We start from the raw sequence: 19,330 nt of genomic DNA on the forward strand, positions 1-19,330 counted from the left end.
CGGACCTGCACGCGTTCAGGCACCTGACCAATCTGACGGTCGGTGTCACCCGATTCCCAGGCCGGGAGGTGATCCGGAGCCGCCCTCGCGCACCGTTCCCTGCGGCCGGAGAACCCCAGTAAGGTAGACGAGTTGACGAACAATTGGGGGGAGTAATGGCAGTGGATGCACAGCTTCTCGTCGGGCGGTACCGATTAGTGCGTCAGCTCGGCCAAGGCGGCATGGGGCAGGTGTGGCAGGCCCAAGACGAGACATTGGACCGACCCGTAGCCGTCAAGGTCATCTCCCTGCTCACCGGTGGCGGGAGCCGCGGCGACGAGGCACGGGCCCGGTTCCTGCGCGAAGCCCGGCTCACCGCCCGCCTCCAGCACCCCAACATCGTGACCATCCACGACCTCGGCGAATACGGTGAGGGAGAGGACCGCGTCCCCTTTCTCGTCATGGAACTGGTCAGGGGTGAGGGTCTCGACACACTGATGCGTCGGGGCGCCGCCACTCTGGTCGACGCCGCTCGTTGGGGCGAACAGATCGCCGATGCGCTGGCCGGCGCGCACGACGCCGGAATCATGCACCGCGACATCAAGCCGTCCAACATCCTGATCACCCCGGCGGGCACCGCCAAAGTCCTCGACTTCGGCATCGCACGCGCCGTCGATCCGACCGATACCCGTCTCACCGAGAACGGCTTCATCGTCGGCACGCCGCCCTACATGGCCCCGGAGCAGGCACGTGGATTCCCGGATCCGCGCAGCGACCTCTACGCCCTCGGCTGCATCCTCTTCGAGCTGATCACAGGCCGGCTCCCCTTCCAGGCCCCCGACACCGTGGGGTATCTCTCGGCACACCTCACCCAAGAGCCTCCCGTGCCAAGCTCGTTATCCATCGGCATCCCCTCCGCGTGGGACGACCTCGTGCTGAGGCTGCTGGCAAAGAACCCCGAGCAGCGGTACCCGAGCGCCACCGACCTCTCCCAGGCGCTACGACACCTCGGCCACACACCAGAGCCCGCCGGGGGCCCTGCGCGACCAGCGGCAGAGACCAGCCAATCCCCCTCTACGGCAGCGACGGCCCCCCTGCCGCTTACGGCCCCCACCCGCAGAGCAGGTAACCTCCCCGCACGGTCGGACGCATCGACGCACACCCCCGCACGCCTCAGGCGTGCGACACGGTTGGTCCTCTCGGTTTTCCTATGGTTGCTCCTCCTATTCTTGGTGCTCCTCTGGGGGGCGATCGGGCCGCTGGCAGACATGGTGGTCCTCTGGGTGTGTACGGCAATACTCAAACCGCACTCCACACGGCTGACGCGCGGCACTGCGTACGTCGCCGTGGCCACCCTCGTTCTTGGGGCCGCAAAGAACACGGTCATCATCTCGGAGAATCCTTACTATGCGGCCGACGCAAGCGTGTGGGTCGCACTCACGTTGGCCGTCCTGACCATCGCGGCGTACTGCTACCGCGACATCAAGACCAGGCAATCCCGGCGACGGGGAATAGCGGCGTAATCACGACTCGCCCAGCAGCCGGATGGCACATCGATGAGGCGAACGTTGCCTGATGCGGCACTAGTTTCCGGTGGCGTGGAAGACGGCGTCCGGGGTCCGGCCGTCCTCGGCCTGCCGGGCGCGCTCGGCGAGCATCCGGGCGAACGGGGTGAGCCCGGGCAGTGCCACCGCGGCCCCCGGCCCGGCGTAGTGCACGTAGAGCAGCGTCGAGTCGACCCGGACCACCGTCTCCGCCGTCGAGTCGCCCCGGGTGCGGGCGGCGCTCTGGTCGCCGACCGCCTGGACGGCCGCCGGGGCCGCGTCACCCCGGGCGTCGAGGAGGTCGAGCCGGGTGTCGAAGGCCCGGCCGGCCGCCTCGGCGGAGCCGAAGGTGACCACGGTGAACTGCACGGACGGCAGCGGCGCGGCACTGAACGACACCGTGGCGTAGGCGAGTTGCTGGTCGCAGGCGCCCGGCAGCAGGCAGGGCGCGCCCGGTCCGCTGCCCGTCCCGGAGCGCGGCGCCCCCTGCTGCTGCCAGCCGCCCGGCATCGCGGCGGCGTCCGGCAGCACGCTCTGCACCCGCGCCGGATCGCGGATGGTCCGGGCGGCGTGGGCGAAGTCGGGCCCGGTGGGTTGCAGCAGCGGGCGCGAGCCGAGGTTGATCCCGAGCGCGACCAGCGCGGCGATCAGGACCAGGGCCAGGACGGTGAGGACGGCGACGTTGCCGCGCCGGGCGGCCAGCGCCCGGGCGGCGCCGGCGGCCGCCGGGTCGACCCTCAGCTGGACGGTGCTCGGGCCGCCGGCGGGGGCGTCCGGGTCGACCCGGAGCTGGACGGTGGTCGGATCCGAACCCGGCCCGGTCCGCAGCTGGACGGTGGTCGGGCCCGCTCCCGGGTCCGTCCGCAGCTGGACGGTGTTCGGATCCGCCGTCCCGCCGAGGTCGGTGGTGGTCAGGTACTGCGCGAACCCCTGGTCGGTGGCGAGCAGTCGGGCGACGGCCGCGGCCAGCTCGGCCCGCGCCGCCGGATCGTCCGGGTCCGCCTCGATCGCCGACAGCGCCCGGGCCCCCTCGGGCAGCAGTCGCAGCCGGGCCCGGACCACCTCGGCCACCGCCTGCCCCCGCCCGCCGGGCGTGCCCCGGGCCAGTCGCACCAGCGCTCCCACCGCACCCGCCACCAGCTCGCGGCCGTCCCCCATGGCAGCTCCCCCCGCCCTACGAGTCGTTGCCTCCAGGCTCCCGGACCGGCCGCCCCGGCACACCCCCTTCCGGTTGAACGGAGACGCAACTGCAACCGCGTCCGGACCTGGCGGAGACCCGGCGGCCCACCGGTCCCGTCCGTCACGGGGCGGCGGGCTCCGCCGTCACCGGTCCCGTCCGTCACCGGGCCGCCAGCTCCGCCAGCTCCGCCATCACCGCCACCGGCAGCGCCGGGTTGGCGGCCGCGCCCTCGGCGGTGCGGGGGTCCGGGGAGGCCAGGCAGGCGGCCAGCGCGGCGGGGGAGGCGTTGGGGTGGGCGGCGAGGGTGCGCAGGGCCTTGACCGGGGTGGGCGGGGTGGTGGCGATGCGGTCGAGCAGTGCGGTGGGGGTGCCCGGGTTCCTGGTCATGGCGGTGGCCACTGTCGTGCCGAACCGGTCCAGCATCGCGGCGAGTTGGACGCCGCTGAGGCCCGGATGCGGGGCCACCGATTTGACCACGCTCGCGTCCGCGTCCGTGGCGAGTCGGTCCCGGAGGTCAGGTGGCAGCGCCCGGTGCTCGGCGACCAGCGCGCGGACCCTGGGCTCGGGCGCGGCCGCGAGGGCGCGGAGTTCGGCCGGAGCGGCGGCGGCGATCCGGGGGAGCAGGGCCGGGCCGATCCGGACGGCGGCCGCGAGCCGGGCGAGGAGGTCGAACGGGATGCCGGGGTTGTGGGCGAGCGCGCGCCGGACGTCGTAGCCGTCGTCCTCGGCCAGCCGGCTCATCAGTGCCGCGTCGATCCCCGGGTTCCGGGCCAGGTTGGACCGGACCCAGGGGATCTCGTCCCCGGCCAGCCGGTGGTACGTCCCGGCGGGCAGGCCGGGGTGGGTGGCGAGCGCCTGCCGGATCATCATGTGGTCGGCCACCAGGCGGGCGGCAGCCGCCCCCGGGGTGGTCGGATTGGCCGCCGCCTGTTCGCGGACCATCACCTCGGGGTCGCCCAGCAGGACCGTGAGCAGCCCCGCCGGCGTGGCCTCGTTGGCCGCGGCCGAGCGTCGGACCTGCGCCGCCGGGTGCGCGGCCAGCCGTGCCAGCAGGTCCGAGCGCCCGGTGCAGTAGGCGAGATCGGACACCACGTCGTCGGATCCGTCGGCCGCGAGGAGTTCCGCGACCTCGTCCGGCAGCCCGACCGCGGAGGCGAGGCGTTCGCGCACCAGCTCGTCCGGGTCGCGGGCGAACAGCGGGGCCCAGGCCGGGTCCCCGCGTCCCTCGTCCAGCAGGATGAGCGCGACCCGCGGCCGGGCGACCGGGTCGATGTCCCCGACGGGCAGCAGGCCGTGCTCGGCCAGCCGTACGGCGGCGTCCTCGAACCGTTCGGCCAGCAGCCGGACCTGCCCCGGGTCGAGGTCCGTCCGCTCCGCGAGCGCGCACGCCAACTCCTCGTCGGCGTCGGTGAGTCGGGCGATCATCCGTGCGAGCAGATCGGGCGGCAGGACGGGGTTGCGGGCGACGGCGTACAGCAGGGAGGGCATCCGCGCATTCTGCCCGCCGCCCGGCCGGGCCCGCCGCCGGTTTTCGTGCGGCCCCGACCGGCTGCCGTCGTCCGCCCGCCGGGGCGCCGTCCCGGGTCAGCGCACGGGCGCCGACATGTAGACGGCCCGCCGCCCGTAGTACTCCGGCACCGTGACCTCCCGGTGCGCCCGGTAGCCGAGCAGCCGCAGCAGGATGTCCGCGCCGCGCACCGCGACCATCGAGATCCGCTCGAAGCCCGACTCCTCGGCCCGCTCGCGGAAGTGCCGCATGAACCCCAGGGCGACCTCCCGGCCGCGCAGGTCCTCGGCGATCACCAGGTCGTGCACGTGCAGGTTGGCCGAGACGTACGCCGTCTCCTCCGGCCGGGTGAGGTCCGGGCAGTGCAGCGGCGGGTACGGCAGGCTCAGCAGGTAGCCGCGGACGACGCCCTGCTGCTCCAGCACGTAGCAGGTGTCCGGTGAGCTGCGGGCCCGGGACTGCAGCGCCTCCCGGCCCTCGGACAGGCCGTCGGCGGCGTAGGCGGCGTGTTCGAGCGCGACCACGGCGTCCCAGTCCCCGTCGGCCAGCCGCCGGATCCGGAGGTCCTCGCTCACCGGGCCGCCCCCTCCGTACCGGCGTCCTGGCCTTCCGCACCGGCGTCCGGGCCCTCCGGGGCGGCGTCCAGCCCCTGGGCGCGGGCGGCGGCCACCAGCGGTGCCCAGGCCTCGACCAGTACCGCCCAGCGCTCGGCGTCCTGCCGGGCCTCGTCCAGGAGCTGCCCGCGCCGCTCGGCCACCACGTCCGCGAGCTCGGCGTACTTGCCGCCCAGCTTGCGGTAGGAGCGGTCCAGGACGTCCAGGCAGTGCTCGTTCCCGGCCCGGTCCCAGTCGACGCTGCCGCGCACCAGGTCGACGATCGGCTCGACCCGCAGCCCGTGCCGCTCGTCCAGCAGCCCGCGGCCCAGGTCGATCATGCCGCCGTAGACCGGGTACAGGTACAGCATCGAGAGGAGGAACTTGACGAACCGCAGCTGGTAGTTGACGAATCCGGGGCCGGTGCGGCGCTCGGGCGTGTAGTAGTTGACGATGTGCCGGTTGTGGACGACGCCGGGCAGCCGGGAGTGGACCAGGGCGTGCAGCAGGGCGTAGTCGCTGCCGATGGTCTCGATCGAGGGCAGCAGCGGCAGCACCTCGTAGGCCCGGTGGTCCAGGGCGATGTTGCACATGTAGACGTCCCAGATGTCGGGCACGCCGAGGACGGACTCGTCGGTGGTGAACGGCTCGGAACCGGCGCCCTTGAACGAGACGTCGACCATCGCGTCCCGCTCCTCCTCCGGCCACACCGGCGGGGTCCACAGGCGCACCACGTCGCGGTAGACGGCCGGGTCCAGCTCGTGGATCTCGCTGATGTCCACGTTGAGTTCGCCGATGAAGGAGCCGCTGACCAGCATCACCGGCTTGTCCGCGTCGGCCGGGTCGAGCTCGGAGCGGGTCACCCCGGCCACCGCCTCGCCGGCCGGTCGGCCGATCGAGAGCAGCTCGTGGTGGATCGGGAAGACCTTCCGGCCGTCGACGACCTGGAAGTCGGCGTCGTCGTTGCGCAGGTGCGCCGAGGTGCAGCCGAGGGCGGCCGCGCCCAGGAAGAGCCGGTTGACGCAGGAGCCGTACGCGACGGCCGGCGGGAGCATCAGCTCGAGCAGCAGGTCGGGATCGGCGGCGCCGGAGCGGTCGGCCGCCCGGCGCAGGAACTCCCGCTGCCGGGCCTCGCCCAGGTGGTGGACGACCACGCCGGGGGTCGGCTCCAGCGTGGCCACGGCGCCCGCGTTCTGCGCGAAGGTGGCGGCGTCGGTGGTGTCGAGGATGAGCAGGTGCACCTCGACCCCGAAGTTCGCTACGGCGTAGGCCGCCTCCTCGGCGAGTTCCGCGATGGTCTCGGGGCAGGAACGCATGGTGGGCAGGGCGAGGCAGACTCTCTGCATGGCGGTGGTTCTCCGTCGGCTCGTCAGAACGGTTGCGGCAGTGGCGCCGTGAGGGCTTCGAGCGCACCACCGTGGACTAGACCACTTCCCAAGTCAACGATTGACAGCGGGGCTGCGGCGGGGTGGAATGCGCCCCCGCCCGGCGGTTCCGGAGGGCCTTCGGAGGTCTTCCGGAGGCCTTGGGGACCGCGCCCGGACCCGCTTCCGGACAGGGCGGAGCGCGGACCCGGCGGCGCGCCCTGTCGCCGCCGGGTCCGCACGTGAGGACGAATTCCCCTCGTTGATCCGAACGGCCGTGCGACCTAGGGTGGTTCAACCCCGCCGATCCCGCCGCCGGGGTCAATCCGTGACCCGGACCTGCCGATACCGGCAACGACGTCATTACGCCGTTCGGAGGAGCCAGCATGCCCGAACCGTGGCTGCCCGGTGCCGAGATCCACGACCTCGGCGACCACGCGCCGACCGACCACCAGTACCCCCCGAAGGCCATCGCCCACATCACCTGGGACCGCAACGCCACCGCCGCCGCACCGCAGGACTGGTGCTCCTACGAGGACCTCGTCGGGTACTTCACCGGCGCCGGCGCCGGGGACGCCCCGCACCTGGTCTGGGACCCGTTCAGCGGACGCACCGCGCAGCTCTTCCCCGCCGACTCCCGCTCCAAGAGCCTGCTCAGCCCCGCCCAGAGCCCGACCCGCACCAACCGGGCCGGGCTGGTGGTGATCCAGATCGAGGCGGTCTTCTTCCCCTACTGCCGCCACCAGGGCACCGTCTACCCGCGGCTGGTCGACACCCCCTGCGCGGGCTGGGACCGGATCCACGCCTGGATCACCTCCTGGGGCGTGCCCGACGTCTGGCCGATGGGGCGGCCGACCGACTTCACCGAGCACCGCGACGAGCGGGTCTGGGAGACCGCGGGCGGCTGGTACGCGCACGCCCACGTGCCGTACAACGACCACGTCGACCCTGGCTCCTGGCCCGCCTTCACCGCCGGCCCCGGCTCGCCCACCGGCCCGCCCTCCCAGCAGCACCCCGCCCCGCCCGCCGATCCGACCCCCGCCCGGTACCAGGTCACCGTCAACGGCCTGGCGTACGGCTACGGCGCCCAGGGCTACCAGGTGACCACCGTCGGCCGGGCGCTGGTCGCGGCCGGCTTCGGCACCCACTACCACTCCGGGCCCGGACCGACCTGGACGGACGCCGACACCGAGAACTACGCGGACTACCAGGCGAGCCTGGGGTACTCCGGGCCGGCGGCGGACGGCGTCCCGGGCGAGGCCTCGCTGCGCCGACTGCTCGGCTACCTGCCCGGCCCGCGCACCGTCTCGCTCGCCCACGTCGTCGCGGCGGCGCGCAGCGACCCGGGGGCGGAGCAGGGGCACCGGACGTACGGGGCCGAGGTGGCGATCGTCGAACAGGCGCTGGCGGACGAGGGGTTGCTCGAACAGCGCTGGGTGGACGGGTCGTACGGCAGCCTCACGGTGACGGCGTACGCGGGCTGGCAGCGGCGCTGCGGGTACTCGGCGGGTGCCGCAGACGGGATCCCCGGGCGGGACTCGCTGCACCGGCTCGGTGCGGCGCAGGGGTTCGCGGTGACGGACTGACGGGCTGACGGGCTGACGGACCGGACGGGAGGCGGGCCGGCGGCCGGTCGGCGGCCGGTCAGCCGGTTGGCGGGTCGGTGGGTCGGCGGGTCGGTGGGCCGGCGCGGGTACTCCCCGGGGAGTCGGGCGGCCGCGTCGCGGCCCGGGCCCGTACTCGCCGGGGAGTAGTCGAGGTTACTTCCACCGTCAGATGCCCGATGAGGGGCGGGCGGGGGAGTCTGGGCGCGTCGTCGTGACCCCGACTCGAAGGAGGTACCAGTGCGCCCGTCCACCGAAGCCGTCGCGGCCCCCGGCGCGGGGCGGCGGTCCGCCGGCCGCCGGCTGTCGCCGGGAGCGCGCAAACGCCTGGTGGTGCTGCACGTCGTCGTCTCGGTGAGCTGGCTGGCCCTGATGCTCTGCCTGCTCACCCTGGCGGTGACGGCCCTCACCACCGACGACGCCGACCGGCTGAGAGCGGCCTACCGGGCAATGGGCCTGCTCGGCGACGTGCTCATCCTGCCGCTGAGCCTGCTCACCTTCCTGAGCGGGGTGGCGCTGGGGCTCGGCACGTCCTGGGGCCTGTTCCGGTACTACTGGGTGAGCACCAAGTTCTGGCTGACGCTCGCTGCGATGGCGGCCTCGGTCTTCGCCCTCACCGCCCGGCTGCACGACGCGGTCCGGGTGGCGGATGCCCACCCGACCGGCCCCATCCCGGTGGCGGACCTCGGGTTCGTCCGCTACAACACGGTGATCGTCCCGGCGGTGGCCCTGGCCCTCTACCTGTTCAACGTGATCCTCTCGGTGTACAAGCCTTGGGGCCGCCGCAAGGCCGCGGGCACGCGTCCCGGCCGAATACCCGGCGCCTCCGGCGCGCCGTCACCGGCCCCCGGGCCCCTGCCCGGGCGGGGGCCCGGGGGCCGGTGACGGCGCGCCCGGGCGCTCCGGGCCGGGGAATGCCCGTACGGCGGGTGGGCGTTGTCCACCCACGTGACCAGCGCTACGCCCGCGACCAGGCTCTCCGTCCTCGACCGCTCCCGGACCAGGCAGGGCGAGGAGCCGGCGCAGGCGCTGCGCGACACCGTGGCCTTCGCCCGAGAGACCGAGCAGCTGGGCTACCACCGCTTCTGGGTCTCCGAGCACCACGGCGTGCCCGGGGTGGCCGGGTCGGCGCCCACCGTCCTCGCCGCTGCGGTCGCGGCGGCCACCAGCCGGATCCGGGTCGGTACCGGCGGGGTGATGCTGCCCAACCACCAGCCGATGGTGGTGGCCGAGCAGTTCGGGGTGCTGGCGGCGCTGTTCCCGGGCCGGATCGACATGGGGCTCGGCCGCTCGGTGGGTTTCACCGACGGCGTCCGGCGGGCACTCGGGCGCGAGAAGGACGCGGCCGACGACTTCGGCGGCCAGCTGACCGAGCTGCTTGGCTACTTCGACGGCTCCCAGCAGGTGCATCGCGGCGTTCACGCCCGCCCGGCCGAGGGCCTGCACGTGCCGGCCTTCGTGCTGGCCACCGGCGCGGGCGCCGAGCTGGCCGCCGAGGCCGGGCTGCCCCTGGTCATCGCCGCCGCGCGCGGGGAGGAACGGATGCTCGCCGCGCTCGACGCCTACCGCAGCCGCTTCCGCCCCTCCGCGCAGGCCGCCGAACCGTACGTGGTGGTCTCGGGCACGGTCGCGGTGGCCGAGACCGAGGAGCAGGCCCGGGACCTCCTCCTTCCGGAGGCCTGGGCCGGCGCCTACTCCCGCACCCACGGGGAGTTCCCGCCGCTGGCCCCGGCCGCCGAGATCCGGGCGCGCACGATGAGCCCGCGCGAACGGGCCGCGTTCGAGCAGTCGCTCAAGGGCCACATCGCCGGCACCCCGGAGCAGGCGGCCACCGAGCTGTCCGCCCTGGTGGCGCGCACCGGTGCGGACGAGGTCCTGATCGCCACCAGTACCTACGACCGGACGGCCCTGCTCGACTCCTACCGACTGCTCGCCGAGGCCGTCGGTCAGCTCTGACCGGCTGCTCCCCGGCCGTCCGGGCGGATTTCTGACCAGGGCCGATGGCCTGCTACTGTTCTTCTCGTCGAGGGGAAATGATCTTCCGAAGCGGAGGATCCCAGGAACCCTCGGACATGCGTCAGCGGTGCTACCAGAGCACGTCCTACTTTCAGTAGGAAGAGTCCGTGCGACCCGGGCCTGGCGCTCCAACCGAAGGGGCTCGTTCCGTCAAGGAATGGGCCCCTTCGTCATGCCCGGTCGCACCCCGCCCTCGACCCTGGCGCGCGCCGAGTCCTCTTATCGCACTTTCGCTTTCGAAACTCCGGGCGTCGATCCGGTATCGGCCAAGGTCCCGCACCAGGTGACCGAGGAGTGACGTTCCGTGGCAGCCGACCGGCCAGCAGTTTTGCCGGTCCGGTCGGGTTGACGCATCGTCACAGCTTGGCCGGAAGTCGCCGTAGCTGGTGTGAATATGCCATTGGAATGTTCGTCATATGGAATCCGGCAGTAGCCTTCCGTGTCGAACCTGCCACTGCTGGTGGCGATCCGGCCGGATCCGCGCTGCGCCCGGCCACCCCCAGACCCCCTCGAAGGAGCCGGTGTGCCGGGTATCGACGAATGTCTCTCCGGAGCGATGGCGATCGCCGGAGCCCGCTCGGCGAGCCTGGTCGACTGGAGCAGCGGACTCGCCCTCGGCAGCCTGGGCGAGAGCCCGGTCGGCGAACACGAGACCGCCGCCGCCGAGGCAACCGACCTGGTGCGCGCGGCCGTTGAGAGCCAGACCTTCACCGCGGCGGAGGACCGGCGCTCGCCGTTGGAGGACATCATCGTCACTGCGGGCCGCAGTTACCACCTGATCCGCTTCATCGACACCGTCTTCGACAGCCGGCTCGTCCTGCACCTCTGGCTCGACCGCGAGTCGGGCAACCTCGCCGTCGCCCGGTTCCGCCTCCAGGCCCTCGCCGAGGAGTTGGTGCTGGGGTGAACACGGGGCCCGCACCGACCGCCGCATTCCGGCCAGCCCTCCGGCGGTGGCCCGCGTGACCGCCGCGCCGCCCCTGGCGGAAGCCGCCGGCCACCAGGTCCAACCCGCCGCGCCGCAGACCCCGGGCGAGGCCGTCGCCCTGCTCGCCGCCCGCCGCGCCACCGGGGCCCTGCACGGCCCGCTCGGCATCCTGTGGCTGGTCGACGGGCAGGTGGCCGCCGCGGAGTCCCCCCGCGCGCCCGGCCTGGCCGACCTGCTCACCGGCTGCGGTCGGCTCACCCCCGAGGAGTGGGCCGAGCTCCTGCACCGCCACGGCCCGCACGGGCGGGTCGGCGAGGTGCTGGTCGACCGGCAGCTGCTCACCCGCGGCGAACTCGAACTCGGCCACCTGGGAACGCTGTTCGACGCCGCCTACTTCGTCCTCGCCGACCGGGCCGGCGGCACCTGGCGGTTCGAGTCCGAGGCCCGGCACTGGCTCGGCACGGTGACGCCGGTCGACCCGGCGCGGCTCGGCCGCGAGGTCGAGCGCCGGCGCCAACTCCTCGACCGGATCTGGCCCTGGCCACAGCTCGACACCGCGCCCGTATGGCCGGTCGAACACAGCAGGCGCCCCTCCCACCGCCCGCCCGGGCGTCGGCGGTGCGAACTGCTGGACCACGCCGACGGGCGAAGAACCCCGGCGGACCTGGCCCGGCTGCTCGGCCGCTCCGGCTTCGGCGTGACGGCGGACATCCGCCGCCTGGCCGCCGCCGGACTGCTCGACACCCCCCGGCACGCCGCGCCGGCCGCCGCACCCGTCCGACCGGCCGCCGCACCCGTCCGACCGGCCGCCGCACCCGTCCCGTCGGCCGCCGTACCCCCTAGGTCCGGCGGCGGCCTGCACCGCAGGGTCCCCGGGGCCACCCTCCGCGGCCTCCCGGGCACCGGTCCCGCGACAACCACCGGCCCCGCGACAACCACCTGCCCCGCAGCGACCATCAGCCCTGCAGCGACCATCAGCTCCGCAGCGACCACCGGCCGCGCAGTCCCCGTACCCCCCGCCCCCACGCGCTCCGACCGACCGCCCACCCCGGCAGCGGCCCACCCGCTGACCGTCCCCGACCCGGACATCGCGCTGCTGACCCGGGTCCGAGACCTTCTGGAGGCCCGACTTTGAGTCACTCCCCGCCCACGACCCCGCCGTACCGGCCATGAGGCGGGCACTCAAGCAGCGTGTCGGAAGGAGACAACTGATCGCCTTGGAGACCGAGCTGCTCGCCGAACTCCGCGCCGTCAAACGTCGCGTCCCGCACCTCGCGGGCGGGCTGGTGGCCAGCGTGGACGGCCTGTTGGTCGCGCACGACACCCACGGGACCGAACCCTCGGGCCTGGCCGCGATGACGGCGGCCTCGCTCTCGCTCGCCCAGCGGCTCGCCGACACCACCGGGCAGGGGGAGTTCCGCGAGTCCGTGGTGCGCGGTGAGCACGGCTACGTCGCCACCTACGCGGCCGGCGGCAGCTGCGTGCTGACCCTGCTGGCGCTCCCGGACGTCAACGTCGGCCGGCTCCACCTGGAGGCCCGCCGCAGCGCCCGGCACATCGCCGAACTGCTCAACGACGCCCTGGTGCCGAAGGATCCGCGCGACGCGCTCTGACCCGTCCCGGAGCGGACGCCCCGCCCGCCCCCGTACCGACCAACCGACCGACCAGCCAACCGGCCAACCGGCCAACCGGCCAACCGGCCAACCGGCCAACGGACCAACCGACCAACCGACCGACCCATCGACGTACCGACCCACAGGAGTTGATCAGAATGACCGACGCAGCCGGCGCGCTCAAGCAGGCCATGACCGTCATCGAGGGCGCCATCGGCGCGGCCCTGGTGGACTACAACAGCGGCATGGCGCTCGCCACCCTCGACGGCCCCGGCGGCCTTGACCTCAACGTCGCCGCGGCCGGGAACACCGACGTGGTGCGCGCCAAGATGCGCACGATGGACATGCTCGGCCTCCAGGACGGCATCGAGGACATCCTCATCACGCTGAGCAGCCAGTACCACCTGATCCGCCCGCTCACCGGTCGCACCGGCAAGGGCCTGTTCCTCTACCTGGCGCTGGACAAGGGCCGCGCCAACCTGGCGATGGCCCGCCATCAGCTGATCAAGATCGAGGCCGACCTGGAGGTCTGACCGGGCACCGGCACGGCCCCGGCGGCGGCTCACGCCCCGCCGGGCCCCGCCGCGTCCCGCTCCGCCTCGGCCGGCCCCGCCCCGTCCGGCTCCGCCTCGGCCGGCCCTTCTCCGTCCGGCTCCGCCCACCGGACCTCGCCGCCGGCCAGCCCCGCGCAGACCGCCCCCTCGGCGGTCAGCACGCTCCACGGCGCGAGCACCGCGTGCGGCGGGACGGACAGCTCACCGCCCTCCGTGAAGCCCAGCTCCAGGCCGCCGGCCAGGGTGATCCGGGCGGTGTCGACGGTCCGGCCGACCAGGGCCAGCAGGGTGGGCGTCGGCCGGAAGGTGAGCGCCGGGAAGAAGTGCCCGACCTCCTCCGGCGTGGTGAAGGACGGCGCCGCGAAGCGGAACTCGTGCACCACCCGTACGGTCACCGGCCCGTCGAGCCGCAGGTCCAGCCGGTCGCCTCCGCTGACCGCCTCGACCGTCCGACCGGCCAGTACCTCAGTGATCGTGTTCTGCATGCTCCCAGTCTTCACCGGCCGACGTGTTCCCAACCACGGGACCGACCGGCCGTCCGCGCACCAGCTCGACCGGCCCGCCCGCCCGCTCCCGGGCCGCGAGGGCGGCGGCCACCCGGTCCCAGGACGGTCCGGAGAGCAGCGTCCGCGCCTCGGCCGGGTCGCACAGCCGCCACTCCACCAGCTCCTGCTCCTGGAGTGCGATCGTGCCGAGCAGCTCCTCCGTCACCGCCCCGCCGTCGTAGACGTACACCAGCACGGCGGTGTCCCGGCCGGTCGCCGGATCGGCGCCGGGATCGGCCGCCGTCCCCGGCTGCCAGTCCAACGCCAGCAGGCGCCCGGGCTCGACCTCCCAGCCCAGCTCCTCGCGGATCTCCCGCCCCGCCGCCGTGCGGGGCGTCTCCCGGTCCGCCTCCACCCCGCCGCCGGGCAGCGTCCAGTACGGCACCAGCCCGCGCGGCCCGTCCCACGGCCGCAGCCGCACCAGTAGGACCCGTCCGTCACCGTCCGTGAACAGGGCCCGCGCTTTCGCCCGGATCCGGGGCCGGGTGGCGTAGTAGGTGTCCCGGTCCATCGGCGGCTCCGGCGACTCCGGCGGCTCCGACGACTGCCCCGCGACCGGCCCCAGCCCCGGCGCGGCGGCCAGCCCGGTGTACTCCGGTACGGGCCCCTCGGCGGGCAGCACCCCCAGGGTGTGCCCCACCGGCCGGCTGTCCTCCAGCTCCAGGGGCCCGGCCTCCCGCGGTGCCCGCAGACAGGCCGCCACCCGGCGGGACAGCCGCGGCGGCAGGGCGTGCCCGGCCTCCTCCGCCGTCAGCCAGACCCAACCGCCGACCTCCGCCGCGTCCGGCCGGATCGCCGACACCTGCTCCGGCGTCAACGCCTCGGCCCAGTACAGGTACGCCACGATCGGCGGTCGGCTCGGGGACATCGCCCAGTCGACGCACGCCAACGGTCCCAGCCGGGGCGTGAACCCCAACTCCTCGGCGATCTCGCGCACCGCCGTCTCCCGTGGCGACCGGTCGGCGGGCTCCCACCCGCCACCCGGGATCGCCACCGGATGCTTTCGGTCGTACGGCAGCCGCACCACCAGCACCCGCCCCTGCCGGTCCGGGAACAGCACCCCGGCCGCCGCCATCATCTCCCGCCCCGTCACACCCGACGCCTCCACCCCGACTCCTTCACCCGACTCCTTCACCCGCTGATCTCCCGGGGGACGACATCCCCACGCGCCCGATGGTTCCCACCCACCCCGACCATCACTCACCCCGACCATCACCAGCAGTCTTCTCGTGGGTCGCCGTTCGGCGCCGGGGCCGAGACGGCACCGGCCCGGGTGGACAGGCTGATGCGCGGCAACAGCGGACTCGAGGTCCGCGCGGTGCCGATGGCGACACCAGAGATCTCCCCCGCGGTCGCCGACGGCCGCATCGATGCCGGGATCACCCGCGGTGAACAACCGGGCCGTGGCGTACGCCGCTTCCTGCTGCGGCGTGCGCGCATCGGGGTCCAGCCGGCGCAGCACCATCCGCTGGCCGAACAGCCGGAGATCGAGATCGCCGACGCGGCCGCGTACCCGCTGCGACTCCCGGACCGTGCGGCCAACCCCGTGATCCACGATCAGCTGTCCGCACTGTTCCGAGACGCCCGACCACACCCCCGGTTCCACACGCCCGCGGTCTCCTTCGACATGTCCCAGCGCGACCTGCGCGACGGGGTCACCCTCGCCCCGGCCGGAGAAGCCGCGGCCACGGTACAGCCGGCCGGTCTCACCTGGCGACCGCTGCGGGGCGCGCCCAGCCTGACGATCCAATTGGTGTTCCCTCGCGAGCAGTTGCCGCTGCACCGCCGCGTCCGTGCCGTCGCCGGAACCCTGGCGCACGAACTGCACTGGCTGCCGAACTGACGCGCGAGGGGCCGAGCGCGACGGACGTCTGCGGTGGCGAGGCGAAGCGTCGGGCTCCCTCCCGCACTCGGGCCGCCGCCTTCCCGCCTCCCTAACCCCGCCTTCCCGCCTCCCTCACCCCGCCCGCCCGGCCGTCACCCCAGGGAGGCCAGGGCCTGGGCTGCCGCTCGGGCCATCTGTTCGTCGTGGCGGGCGCTCGATCCGCGGAGGCGGGCCGCGCCTTCGACCGCCGCGAGGGCGAGCAGGCCCGGGAGGAGGTCGGTGCTGCGGGCAGCGAGCCAGCGGGTGCCGCGGGTGGCCATCCACCACAGGTCGGCGGCGAGGCCGGGCGGGGGTTCGGCGGGGTCGGCGCTGGGTGGTGGGCCGAGGGGGTGGCCCTGGGCGGCGAGCAGTTCGTGGAAGCGGCGGGCGATCAGGTGGTGGCCTTCGGCGCTGGGGTGGAGGCGGTCGACGCTGAGCAGCCCGCGCTGTTCGCACCAGGGTAGTTCGGCGATGTGCAGGTGGACGGCCCGGTGCCGGGTGGTGAGGGCGTGGACGACGGTGTTGACGGCCCGCATCCGCCGGGCCAGCGGTCGGGCGAGCGGGGCGGGGAGCCGGAGGAGGGTGCCGGGGTCGGGCAGGCAGGCGGTGAGCAGGACGGCGCCGTGGCCGGAGAGTTCGCCGAGGGTGGCGTCGAGTTCCCGGGTGGTGCGGCGGATGTCGAAGCCGGCCCGTAGGGTGTCGTTGCCGCCGACCAGGACGGCCGCCAGTTGGGGCCGGATTGCGAGCGCCGCCGGGAGTTGACGGACCGTCAGTTCGCTGGTCAGTGCGCCGCTGTACGCGAGGTTGGTGAACTCGATGTCCTGCCCCTCGGGTGCCAGTGATCGGGCGAGGACGGCGGCCCAGCCGCGCCACTGTTCGCCGACCTGGTCCCCGATGCCCTCCGTGAGCGAGTCGCCGAGCGCGACGAAGCGCAGCAGTTCGCCTGCCGTGGGCCGGTCGTCGGCGGTCCGGTCAGGCCCCGCGTCGAGCACGCTCATCCCAACTCCTCTCCGTGGCATCGGAGTTCCGGGCCCCGTGCGCGGTCAGGAAGGCGGTCACCGCCGTCGGCCAGCCGTACCGTGCGGCCTGGGCCCGGGCGGCGGCCCGCCGGGCCGGTTCCGGTCGGCGGAGCAACTCCGCGACGGCGGCGGCGAATCCGGGCCCGGTGTCGGCGGCGGCGACCCCGGCGAGCCCGATCAGGCCGGGCAGTGCGGAGGAGCGGCTGACCGCGACCGGGGTGCCGCAGGCCAGTGCCTCCAGCGCGGCCAGCCCGAAGGTCTCCACCGGTCCGGGGGCCAGCACCACGTCCGCACTGCCCAGCAGTGCGGCGACCTCCGCCCGCCCGTTCAGGTGTCCGAGGAAGCGTACGGGCAGCCGCAGTCGGGCGGCCCGGGCGGCGAGCCGTGGCCGTAGCGGTCCGGTCCCGGCCACCACCAGGACGGCGGGCACTCCCCGTGCCCGCAGTCGGGCCAGTGCCTCGACGGCGCGTTCGGGCCGCTTCTCGGCGGAGAGCCGGGAGCAGAGCACCAGCAGGGCGTCCTCGGGCGCGGCGTACCGGGCCCGCTCGGCGGCCCGTACGGCCGCGGCCGGTGGGCGCATCGCCGCCAGGTCGACCCCGAGCGGGGCCCGGACCAGGTTGGGTACGCCGATCCGGCGGAACTCCGCCGCCGCCCAGTCGGTGGTGCAGAGCACTGAGTCGTAGTCGCGGGCGGTGGCCGCGTTGAGCCGGTCGGCGGCCGCGGCGGCGAGCGGGCCGGGCAGGCCCCAGGTCCGCAGCAGGCCGGTGGCGCTCTCGTGCGAGACCATCACCGAGCGGACCCCGTGCCGATGGGCCCAGGCGCCGGTCCAGCGCAGCGTGGTGCGGTCGGAGACCTCCAGCCGGTCGGGGCCGACCCGGGTCAGTTCGGCGGCGACCGCCCGCCGGTCGGTGAGCAGCCGGTAGCCGCCGCTGGCGGGCAGCACCGGGCCGGGCAGGGTGATCACCAGGCCCTGTTCGGTGTCCTCCTCGGTGCGCCGTTCGCCGGGCACGATCAGGACCGGCCGGTGTCCGGCGGCCCGGTACCCGGCGCCCAGGTGGCGCAGCGCGGTGCGCAGGCCGCCGGAGACCGGGGTGACGAAGTTGGCGAGCCGCACGATGGTCAACGGCCCGCCGTGGGGCGGTGGTGTCATGCCGGCAGCTCCTCCGGCAGGACCGGCACCACCGCCCCGGGCTCGACCTCGCCCCCGACTCCGACCCCGACTCCGACCCCAGCCGGAGCCGGAGCAGGCGAAGGAGCCACCCCCGCCCCCCGGTGCTCCGCCAGCACCTCGGCGTAGTGCCGCAGCAGCAGGTCCCCGACCGCCTCCCAGGTCCGGGCGGTCACCTCGGCCCGCCCGGCCTGCCCGTACGCGGCCCGCCGGGCCGGGTCGGCGGCGAGTTCGGCGACGGCCCGGGCGACCGCCGCGCCGTCGCGGGGCGGCACCAGCAGTCCGGTGCGGTGGTGGGCCACCAGGTCGAGCGGGCCGCCGGCGGCCGGGCCGATCACGGGGACGCCGCTGGCCATCGCCTCCTGGATGGTCTGGCAGAAGGTCTCCAGCGGGCCGGTGTGGACGAACACGTCGAGGGTGGCGAAACATCGCGCGAGTTCTTCGCCGGTGCGGCGCCCGAGGAACACCGCGCCGGGCATGGCGGCCCTGAGGCCGGACGCCGAGGGGCCGTCCCCGACCACCACCACCCGCACCCCGGGCAGGGCGGAGGCGGCGGCCAGCAGGTCGACCCGCTTCTCGGGCGCGAGCCGCCCGACGTACCCGACCAGCACCTCCCCGCCGGGGGCTAGCGCCCGGTGCAGCGCCTCGTCCCGGTGCCGGGGGTGGAAGCGCACCGAGTCCACCCCGCGCGGCCACAGCTGGACCCGGGGCACCCCGTGCGCGGTGAGGTCCTGGGCGGCGGGGGTGGACGGCGCCAGGGTGCGGGCGGCGGCCCGGTGCACGGCCCGGATCCGCCGCCAGGCGGCGGCCTCGCCGAGCCCGCGTCCGGCCCGGTAGGCGTGGGCGTACCCGGCGAGGTCGGTCTGGTAGACGGCGACGGCGGGCACGCCGAGCCGGGCCGCGACCTGCATGCCGCGCGCGCCCAGCACGAACGGGCTGGCCAGGTGGACGATGTCGGGCCGGTGCCCGGCCAGCGCGGCCGCCAGCTGCCGGCTCGGCAGGGCGATCCGCACCTGCGGGTACCCGGGCAGCGGCACCGACGGGATCCGGACGACGGGGATCCGTTCCGCGTCGGCGCCGGAACCGAAGGTCTGCGGCGGGCACTGGGCGCCCCGGGCCGGTGCGGGGGTGACGACGAGGGGCCGGTGGCCCCGGCGGAGCAGGTGCTCGGCCGTCCGCAGCACGCTGTGGGCGACTCCGTTGACCTCGGGCGGGAAGGATTCGGTGACGATGGCGACGCGCATGCCTGTGTTGTGTCCGCGCACGGCGTGCACCCGGCCAAAGGGATCTGTCGTACAAGCGAACGCGGGTCGGCGATTTGCACCGCCGACCCGCGGGTCGTCCTACCGTGGCCCCTCACGGGCCCTCCGGGGTCCTCAGCGGACCCGGCCGCCGCCTCAGGCGGACCCGGCCGTCTCCTTGAGCTCCGCGTACGGCGCGAGCTTGCGGATCGACTCGATGCTCCTCAGGCAGTCGTCTTTGCTCTCCTGCGGGTCGCCGGTCACCACGACGGACCCGTTGCTCGCCTTGAGCCGGAACCGGTGCATCCCGCTCTCGTCCGTGTACAGCTCGAACTTCCCAGCCATGCCGTCAACAGCCTTTCGCTCGATGGCCCCCTGGGACCGCACCGTAGGCCCAAATCCATTGGTGCGCTCGCCAGTTGGCCCAGCCGGGTGGCGGCCGTTCGAGTCGCGGAGGGTGAAGTGTTGCGTCGTGTGCTGGGCAGGCAGCTCGCTGCTGCGGTGGGGTGATCACACTGGGCACACGGGCCCGGGGGGGGGGGGGGGGGGGGGGGGGGGGGAAGGGGGGGGGGGGTGGGGGGGGGGGGGGGGGGGGGGGGGGGGGGAACGTA

Annotated in this window: 19 protein-coding genes; 9 read left to right on the forward strand and 10 right to left on the reverse strand. The window is 74.5% G+C overall.

The genetic code is table 11. The annotated features are described in order from the left end of the window. Window positions 1-155: 155 nt before the first annotated feature. A complete protein-coding gene (locus ACZ58X_RS10090) occupies window positions 156-1,502 on the forward strand; it encodes a serine/threonine-protein kinase (RefSeq protein ID WP_470333184.1) in 1,347 nt (448 codons plus the stop codon). A gap of 60 nt (window positions 1,503-1,562) precedes the next feature. On the opposite strand, the gene ACZ58X_RS10095 is transcribed toward ACZ58X_RS10090, so the two are convergent. The 4 genes from ACZ58X_RS10095 to ACZ58X_RS10110 all read right to left on the reverse strand — a co-directional run bounded on the left by ACZ58X_RS10095 (window position 1,563) and on the right by ACZ58X_RS10110 (window position 6,149). After that, window positions 1,563-2,681: a hypothetical protein gene (locus tag ACZ58X_RS10095; protein ID WP_470333185.1), complete on the reverse strand. Its 1,119-nt coding sequence runs from the start codon at window positions 2,679-2,681 to the stop codon at window positions 1,563-1,565. Between the two features lie 181 nt (window positions 2,682-2,862). Beyond that, window positions 2,863-4,191 (reverse strand): hypothetical protein, encoded by a 1,329-nt coding sequence (locus ACZ58X_RS10100; protein ID WP_470333186.1) that lies wholly within the window; start codon window positions 4,189-4,191, stop codon window positions 2,863-2,865. A gap of 96 nt (window positions 4,192-4,287) precedes the next feature. Continuing rightward, the gene (locus ACZ58X_RS10105; RefSeq protein WP_470333187.1) at window positions 4,288-4,785 is read right to left on the reverse strand and encodes a GNAT family N-acetyltransferase; all 498 of its coding nucleotides are present in this window, start codon (window positions 4,783-4,785) and stop codon (window positions 4,288-4,290) included. Next, a complete protein-coding gene (locus tag ACZ58X_RS10110) occupies window positions 4,782-6,149 on the reverse strand; it encodes a DUF6271 family protein (protein ID WP_470333188.1) in 1,368 nt (455 codons plus the stop codon). The genes ACZ58X_RS10105 and ACZ58X_RS10110 overlap by 4 nt, the downstream gene beginning before the upstream one ends. A 404-nt stretch (window positions 6,150-6,553) precedes the next feature. On the opposite strand from ACZ58X_RS10110, the gene ACZ58X_RS10115 reads away from it, so the two are divergent. The 7 genes from ACZ58X_RS10115 to ACZ58X_RS10145 all read left to right on the forward strand — a co-directional run bounded on the left by ACZ58X_RS10115 (window position 6,554) and on the right by ACZ58X_RS10145 (window position 12,861). Next, window positions 6,554-7,753, forward strand: a complete 1,200-nt coding sequence (locus ACZ58X_RS10115) for a peptidoglycan-binding protein (RefSeq protein WP_470333189.1) — start codon at window positions 6,554-6,556, stop codon at window positions 7,751-7,753. A gap of 258 nt (window positions 7,754-8,011) precedes the next feature. Beyond that, window positions 8,012-8,656: a DUF2269 domain-containing protein gene (locus ACZ58X_RS10120; protein ID WP_470333190.1), complete on the forward strand. Its 645-nt coding sequence runs from the start codon at window positions 8,012-8,014 to the stop codon at window positions 8,654-8,656. Between the two features lie 63 nt (window positions 8,657-8,719). Next, complete coding sequence (locus tag ACZ58X_RS10125; protein WP_470333191.1) at window positions 8,720-9,727, forward strand: MsnO8 family LLM class oxidoreductase; 1,008 nt, start codon at window positions 8,720-8,722, stop codon at window positions 9,725-9,727. A gap of 583 nt (window positions 9,728-10,310) precedes the next feature. Beyond that, window positions 10,311-10,694 carry a hypothetical protein gene (locus ACZ58X_RS10130; RefSeq protein ID WP_470333192.1) on the forward strand — a complete coding sequence of 128 codons (384 nt, stop codon included), beginning with the start codon at window positions 10,311-10,313 and terminating at the stop codon, window positions 10,692-10,694. A 55-nt stretch (window positions 10,695-10,749) separates the two neighbouring features. Further along, window positions 10,750-11,850, forward strand: a complete 1,101-nt coding sequence (locus ACZ58X_RS10135; protein WP_470333193.1) for a hypothetical protein — start codon at window positions 10,750-10,752, stop codon at window positions 11,848-11,850. Between the two features lie 82 nt (window positions 11,851-11,932). Beyond that, window positions 11,933-12,328 carry a roadblock/LC7 domain-containing protein gene (locus tag ACZ58X_RS10140; RefSeq protein WP_360237138.1) on the forward strand — a complete coding sequence of 132 codons (396 nt, stop codon included), beginning with the start codon at window positions 11,933-11,935 and terminating at the stop codon, window positions 12,326-12,328. 158 nt (window positions 12,329-12,486) lie between these two features. Next, window positions 12,487-12,861, forward strand: a complete 375-nt coding sequence (locus ACZ58X_RS10145; RefSeq protein WP_350505656.1) for a hypothetical protein — start codon at window positions 12,487-12,489, stop codon at window positions 12,859-12,861. Between the two features lie 29 nt (window positions 12,862-12,890). Here the strand turns inward: ACZ58X_RS10145 and ACZ58X_RS10150 are convergent, their stop codons facing one another. Next, a complete protein-coding gene (locus ACZ58X_RS10150; RefSeq protein WP_470333194.1) occupies window positions 12,891-13,367 on the reverse strand; it encodes a DUF6188 family protein in 477 nt (158 codons plus the stop codon). Further along, window positions 13,348-14,535, reverse strand: coding sequence for an NUDIX hydrolase (locus ACZ58X_RS10155; protein WP_470333195.1), 1,188 nt, complete (start codon window positions 14,533-14,535; stop codon window positions 13,348-13,350). Before ACZ58X_RS10155 ends, ACZ58X_RS10150 begins: the two co-directional genes overlap by 20 nt. On the opposite strand from ACZ58X_RS10155, the gene ACZ58X_RS10160 reads away from it, so the two are divergent. Then, window positions 14,425-15,270 (forward strand): LysR substrate-binding domain-containing protein, encoded by an 846-nt coding sequence (locus ACZ58X_RS10160; protein ID WP_470333196.1) that lies wholly within the window; start codon window positions 14,425-14,427, stop codon window positions 15,268-15,270. The genes ACZ58X_RS10155 and ACZ58X_RS10160 overlap by 111 nt on opposite strands. Before the next feature lie 134 nt (window positions 15,271-15,404). On the opposite strand, the gene ACZ58X_RS10165 is transcribed toward ACZ58X_RS10160, so the two are convergent. From ACZ58X_RS10165 to ACZ58X_RS10180, 4 genes are all read right to left on the reverse strand, one after another. Further along, window positions 15,405-16,289, reverse strand: coding sequence for an SGNH/GDSL hydrolase family protein (locus ACZ58X_RS10165; protein ID WP_470333197.1), 885 nt, complete (start codon window positions 16,287-16,289; stop codon window positions 15,405-15,407). Then, window positions 16,264-17,460, reverse strand: coding sequence for a glycosyltransferase (locus ACZ58X_RS10170; protein ID WP_470333198.1), 1,197 nt, complete (start codon window positions 17,458-17,460; stop codon window positions 16,264-16,266). The genes ACZ58X_RS10165 and ACZ58X_RS10170 overlap by 26 nt, the downstream gene beginning before the upstream one ends. Next, entirely contained in the window at window positions 17,457-18,722 is a 1,266-nt protein-coding gene (locus ACZ58X_RS10175; protein WP_470333199.1) for a glycosyltransferase family 4 protein, read from the reverse strand. Before ACZ58X_RS10175 ends, ACZ58X_RS10170 begins: the two co-directional genes overlap by 4 nt. 153 nt (window positions 18,723-18,875) lie before the next feature. Then, on the reverse strand, window positions 18,876-19,064 hold the full coding sequence (locus tag ACZ58X_RS10180; protein WP_470333200.1) for a YegP family protein: 189 nt from the start codon (window positions 19,062-19,064) through the stop codon (window positions 18,876-18,878). Window positions 19,065-19,330 lie beyond the last annotated feature (266 nt).

The sequence above is a fragment of the Kitasatospora sp. NPDC040550 genome (assembly GCF_055594965.1).

Excerpts from the sequence above, each read along its gene's own strand:
- ACZ58X_RS10160 (WP_470333196.1), top strand. The coding sequence starts at position 14,425 with ATGCTTTCGGTCGTACGGCAGCCGCACCACCAGCACCCGCCCCTGCCG.
- ACZ58X_RS10165 (WP_470333197.1), bottom strand. The coding sequence starts at position 16,289 with ATGAGCGTGCTCGACGCGGGGCCTGACCGGACCGCCGACGACCGGCCC.
- ACZ58X_RS10145 (WP_350505656.1), top strand. The coding sequence starts at position 12,487 with ATGACCGACGCAGCCGGCGCGCTCAAGCAGGCCATGACCGTCATCGAG.
- ACZ58X_RS10180 (WP_470333200.1), bottom strand. The coding sequence starts at position 19,064 with ATGGCTGGGAAGTTCGAGCTGTACACGGACGAGAGCGGGATGCACCGG.
- ACZ58X_RS10115 (WP_470333189.1), top strand. The coding sequence starts at position 6,554 with ATGCCCGAACCGTGGCTGCCCGGTGCCGAGATCCACGACCTCGGCGAC.
- ACZ58X_RS10170 (WP_470333198.1), bottom strand. The coding sequence starts at position 17,460 with ATGACACCACCGCCCCACGGCGGGCCGTTGACCATCGTGCGGCTCGCC.
- ACZ58X_RS10110 (WP_470333188.1), bottom strand. The coding sequence starts at position 6,149 with ATGCAGAGAGTCTGCCTCGCCCTGCCCACCATGCGTTCCTGCCCCGAG.
- ACZ58X_RS10100 (WP_470333186.1), bottom strand. The coding sequence starts at position 4,191 with ATGCCCTCCCTGCTGTACGCCGTCGCCCGCAACCCCGTCCTGCCGCCC.
- ACZ58X_RS10095 (WP_470333185.1), bottom strand. The coding sequence starts at position 2,681 with ATGGGGGACGGCCGCGAGCTGGTGGCGGGTGCGGTGGGAGCGCTGGTG.
- ACZ58X_RS10175 (WP_470333199.1), bottom strand. The coding sequence starts at position 18,722 with ATGCGCGTCGCCATCGTCACCGAATCCTTCCCGCCCGAGGTCAACGGA.
- ACZ58X_RS10150 (WP_470333194.1), bottom strand. The coding sequence starts at position 13,367 with ATGCAGAACACGATCACTGAGGTACTGGCCGGTCGGACGGTCGAGGCG.
- ACZ58X_RS10090 (WP_470333184.1), top strand. The coding sequence starts at position 156 with ATGGCAGTGGATGCACAGCTTCTCGTCGGGCGGTACCGATTAGTGCGT.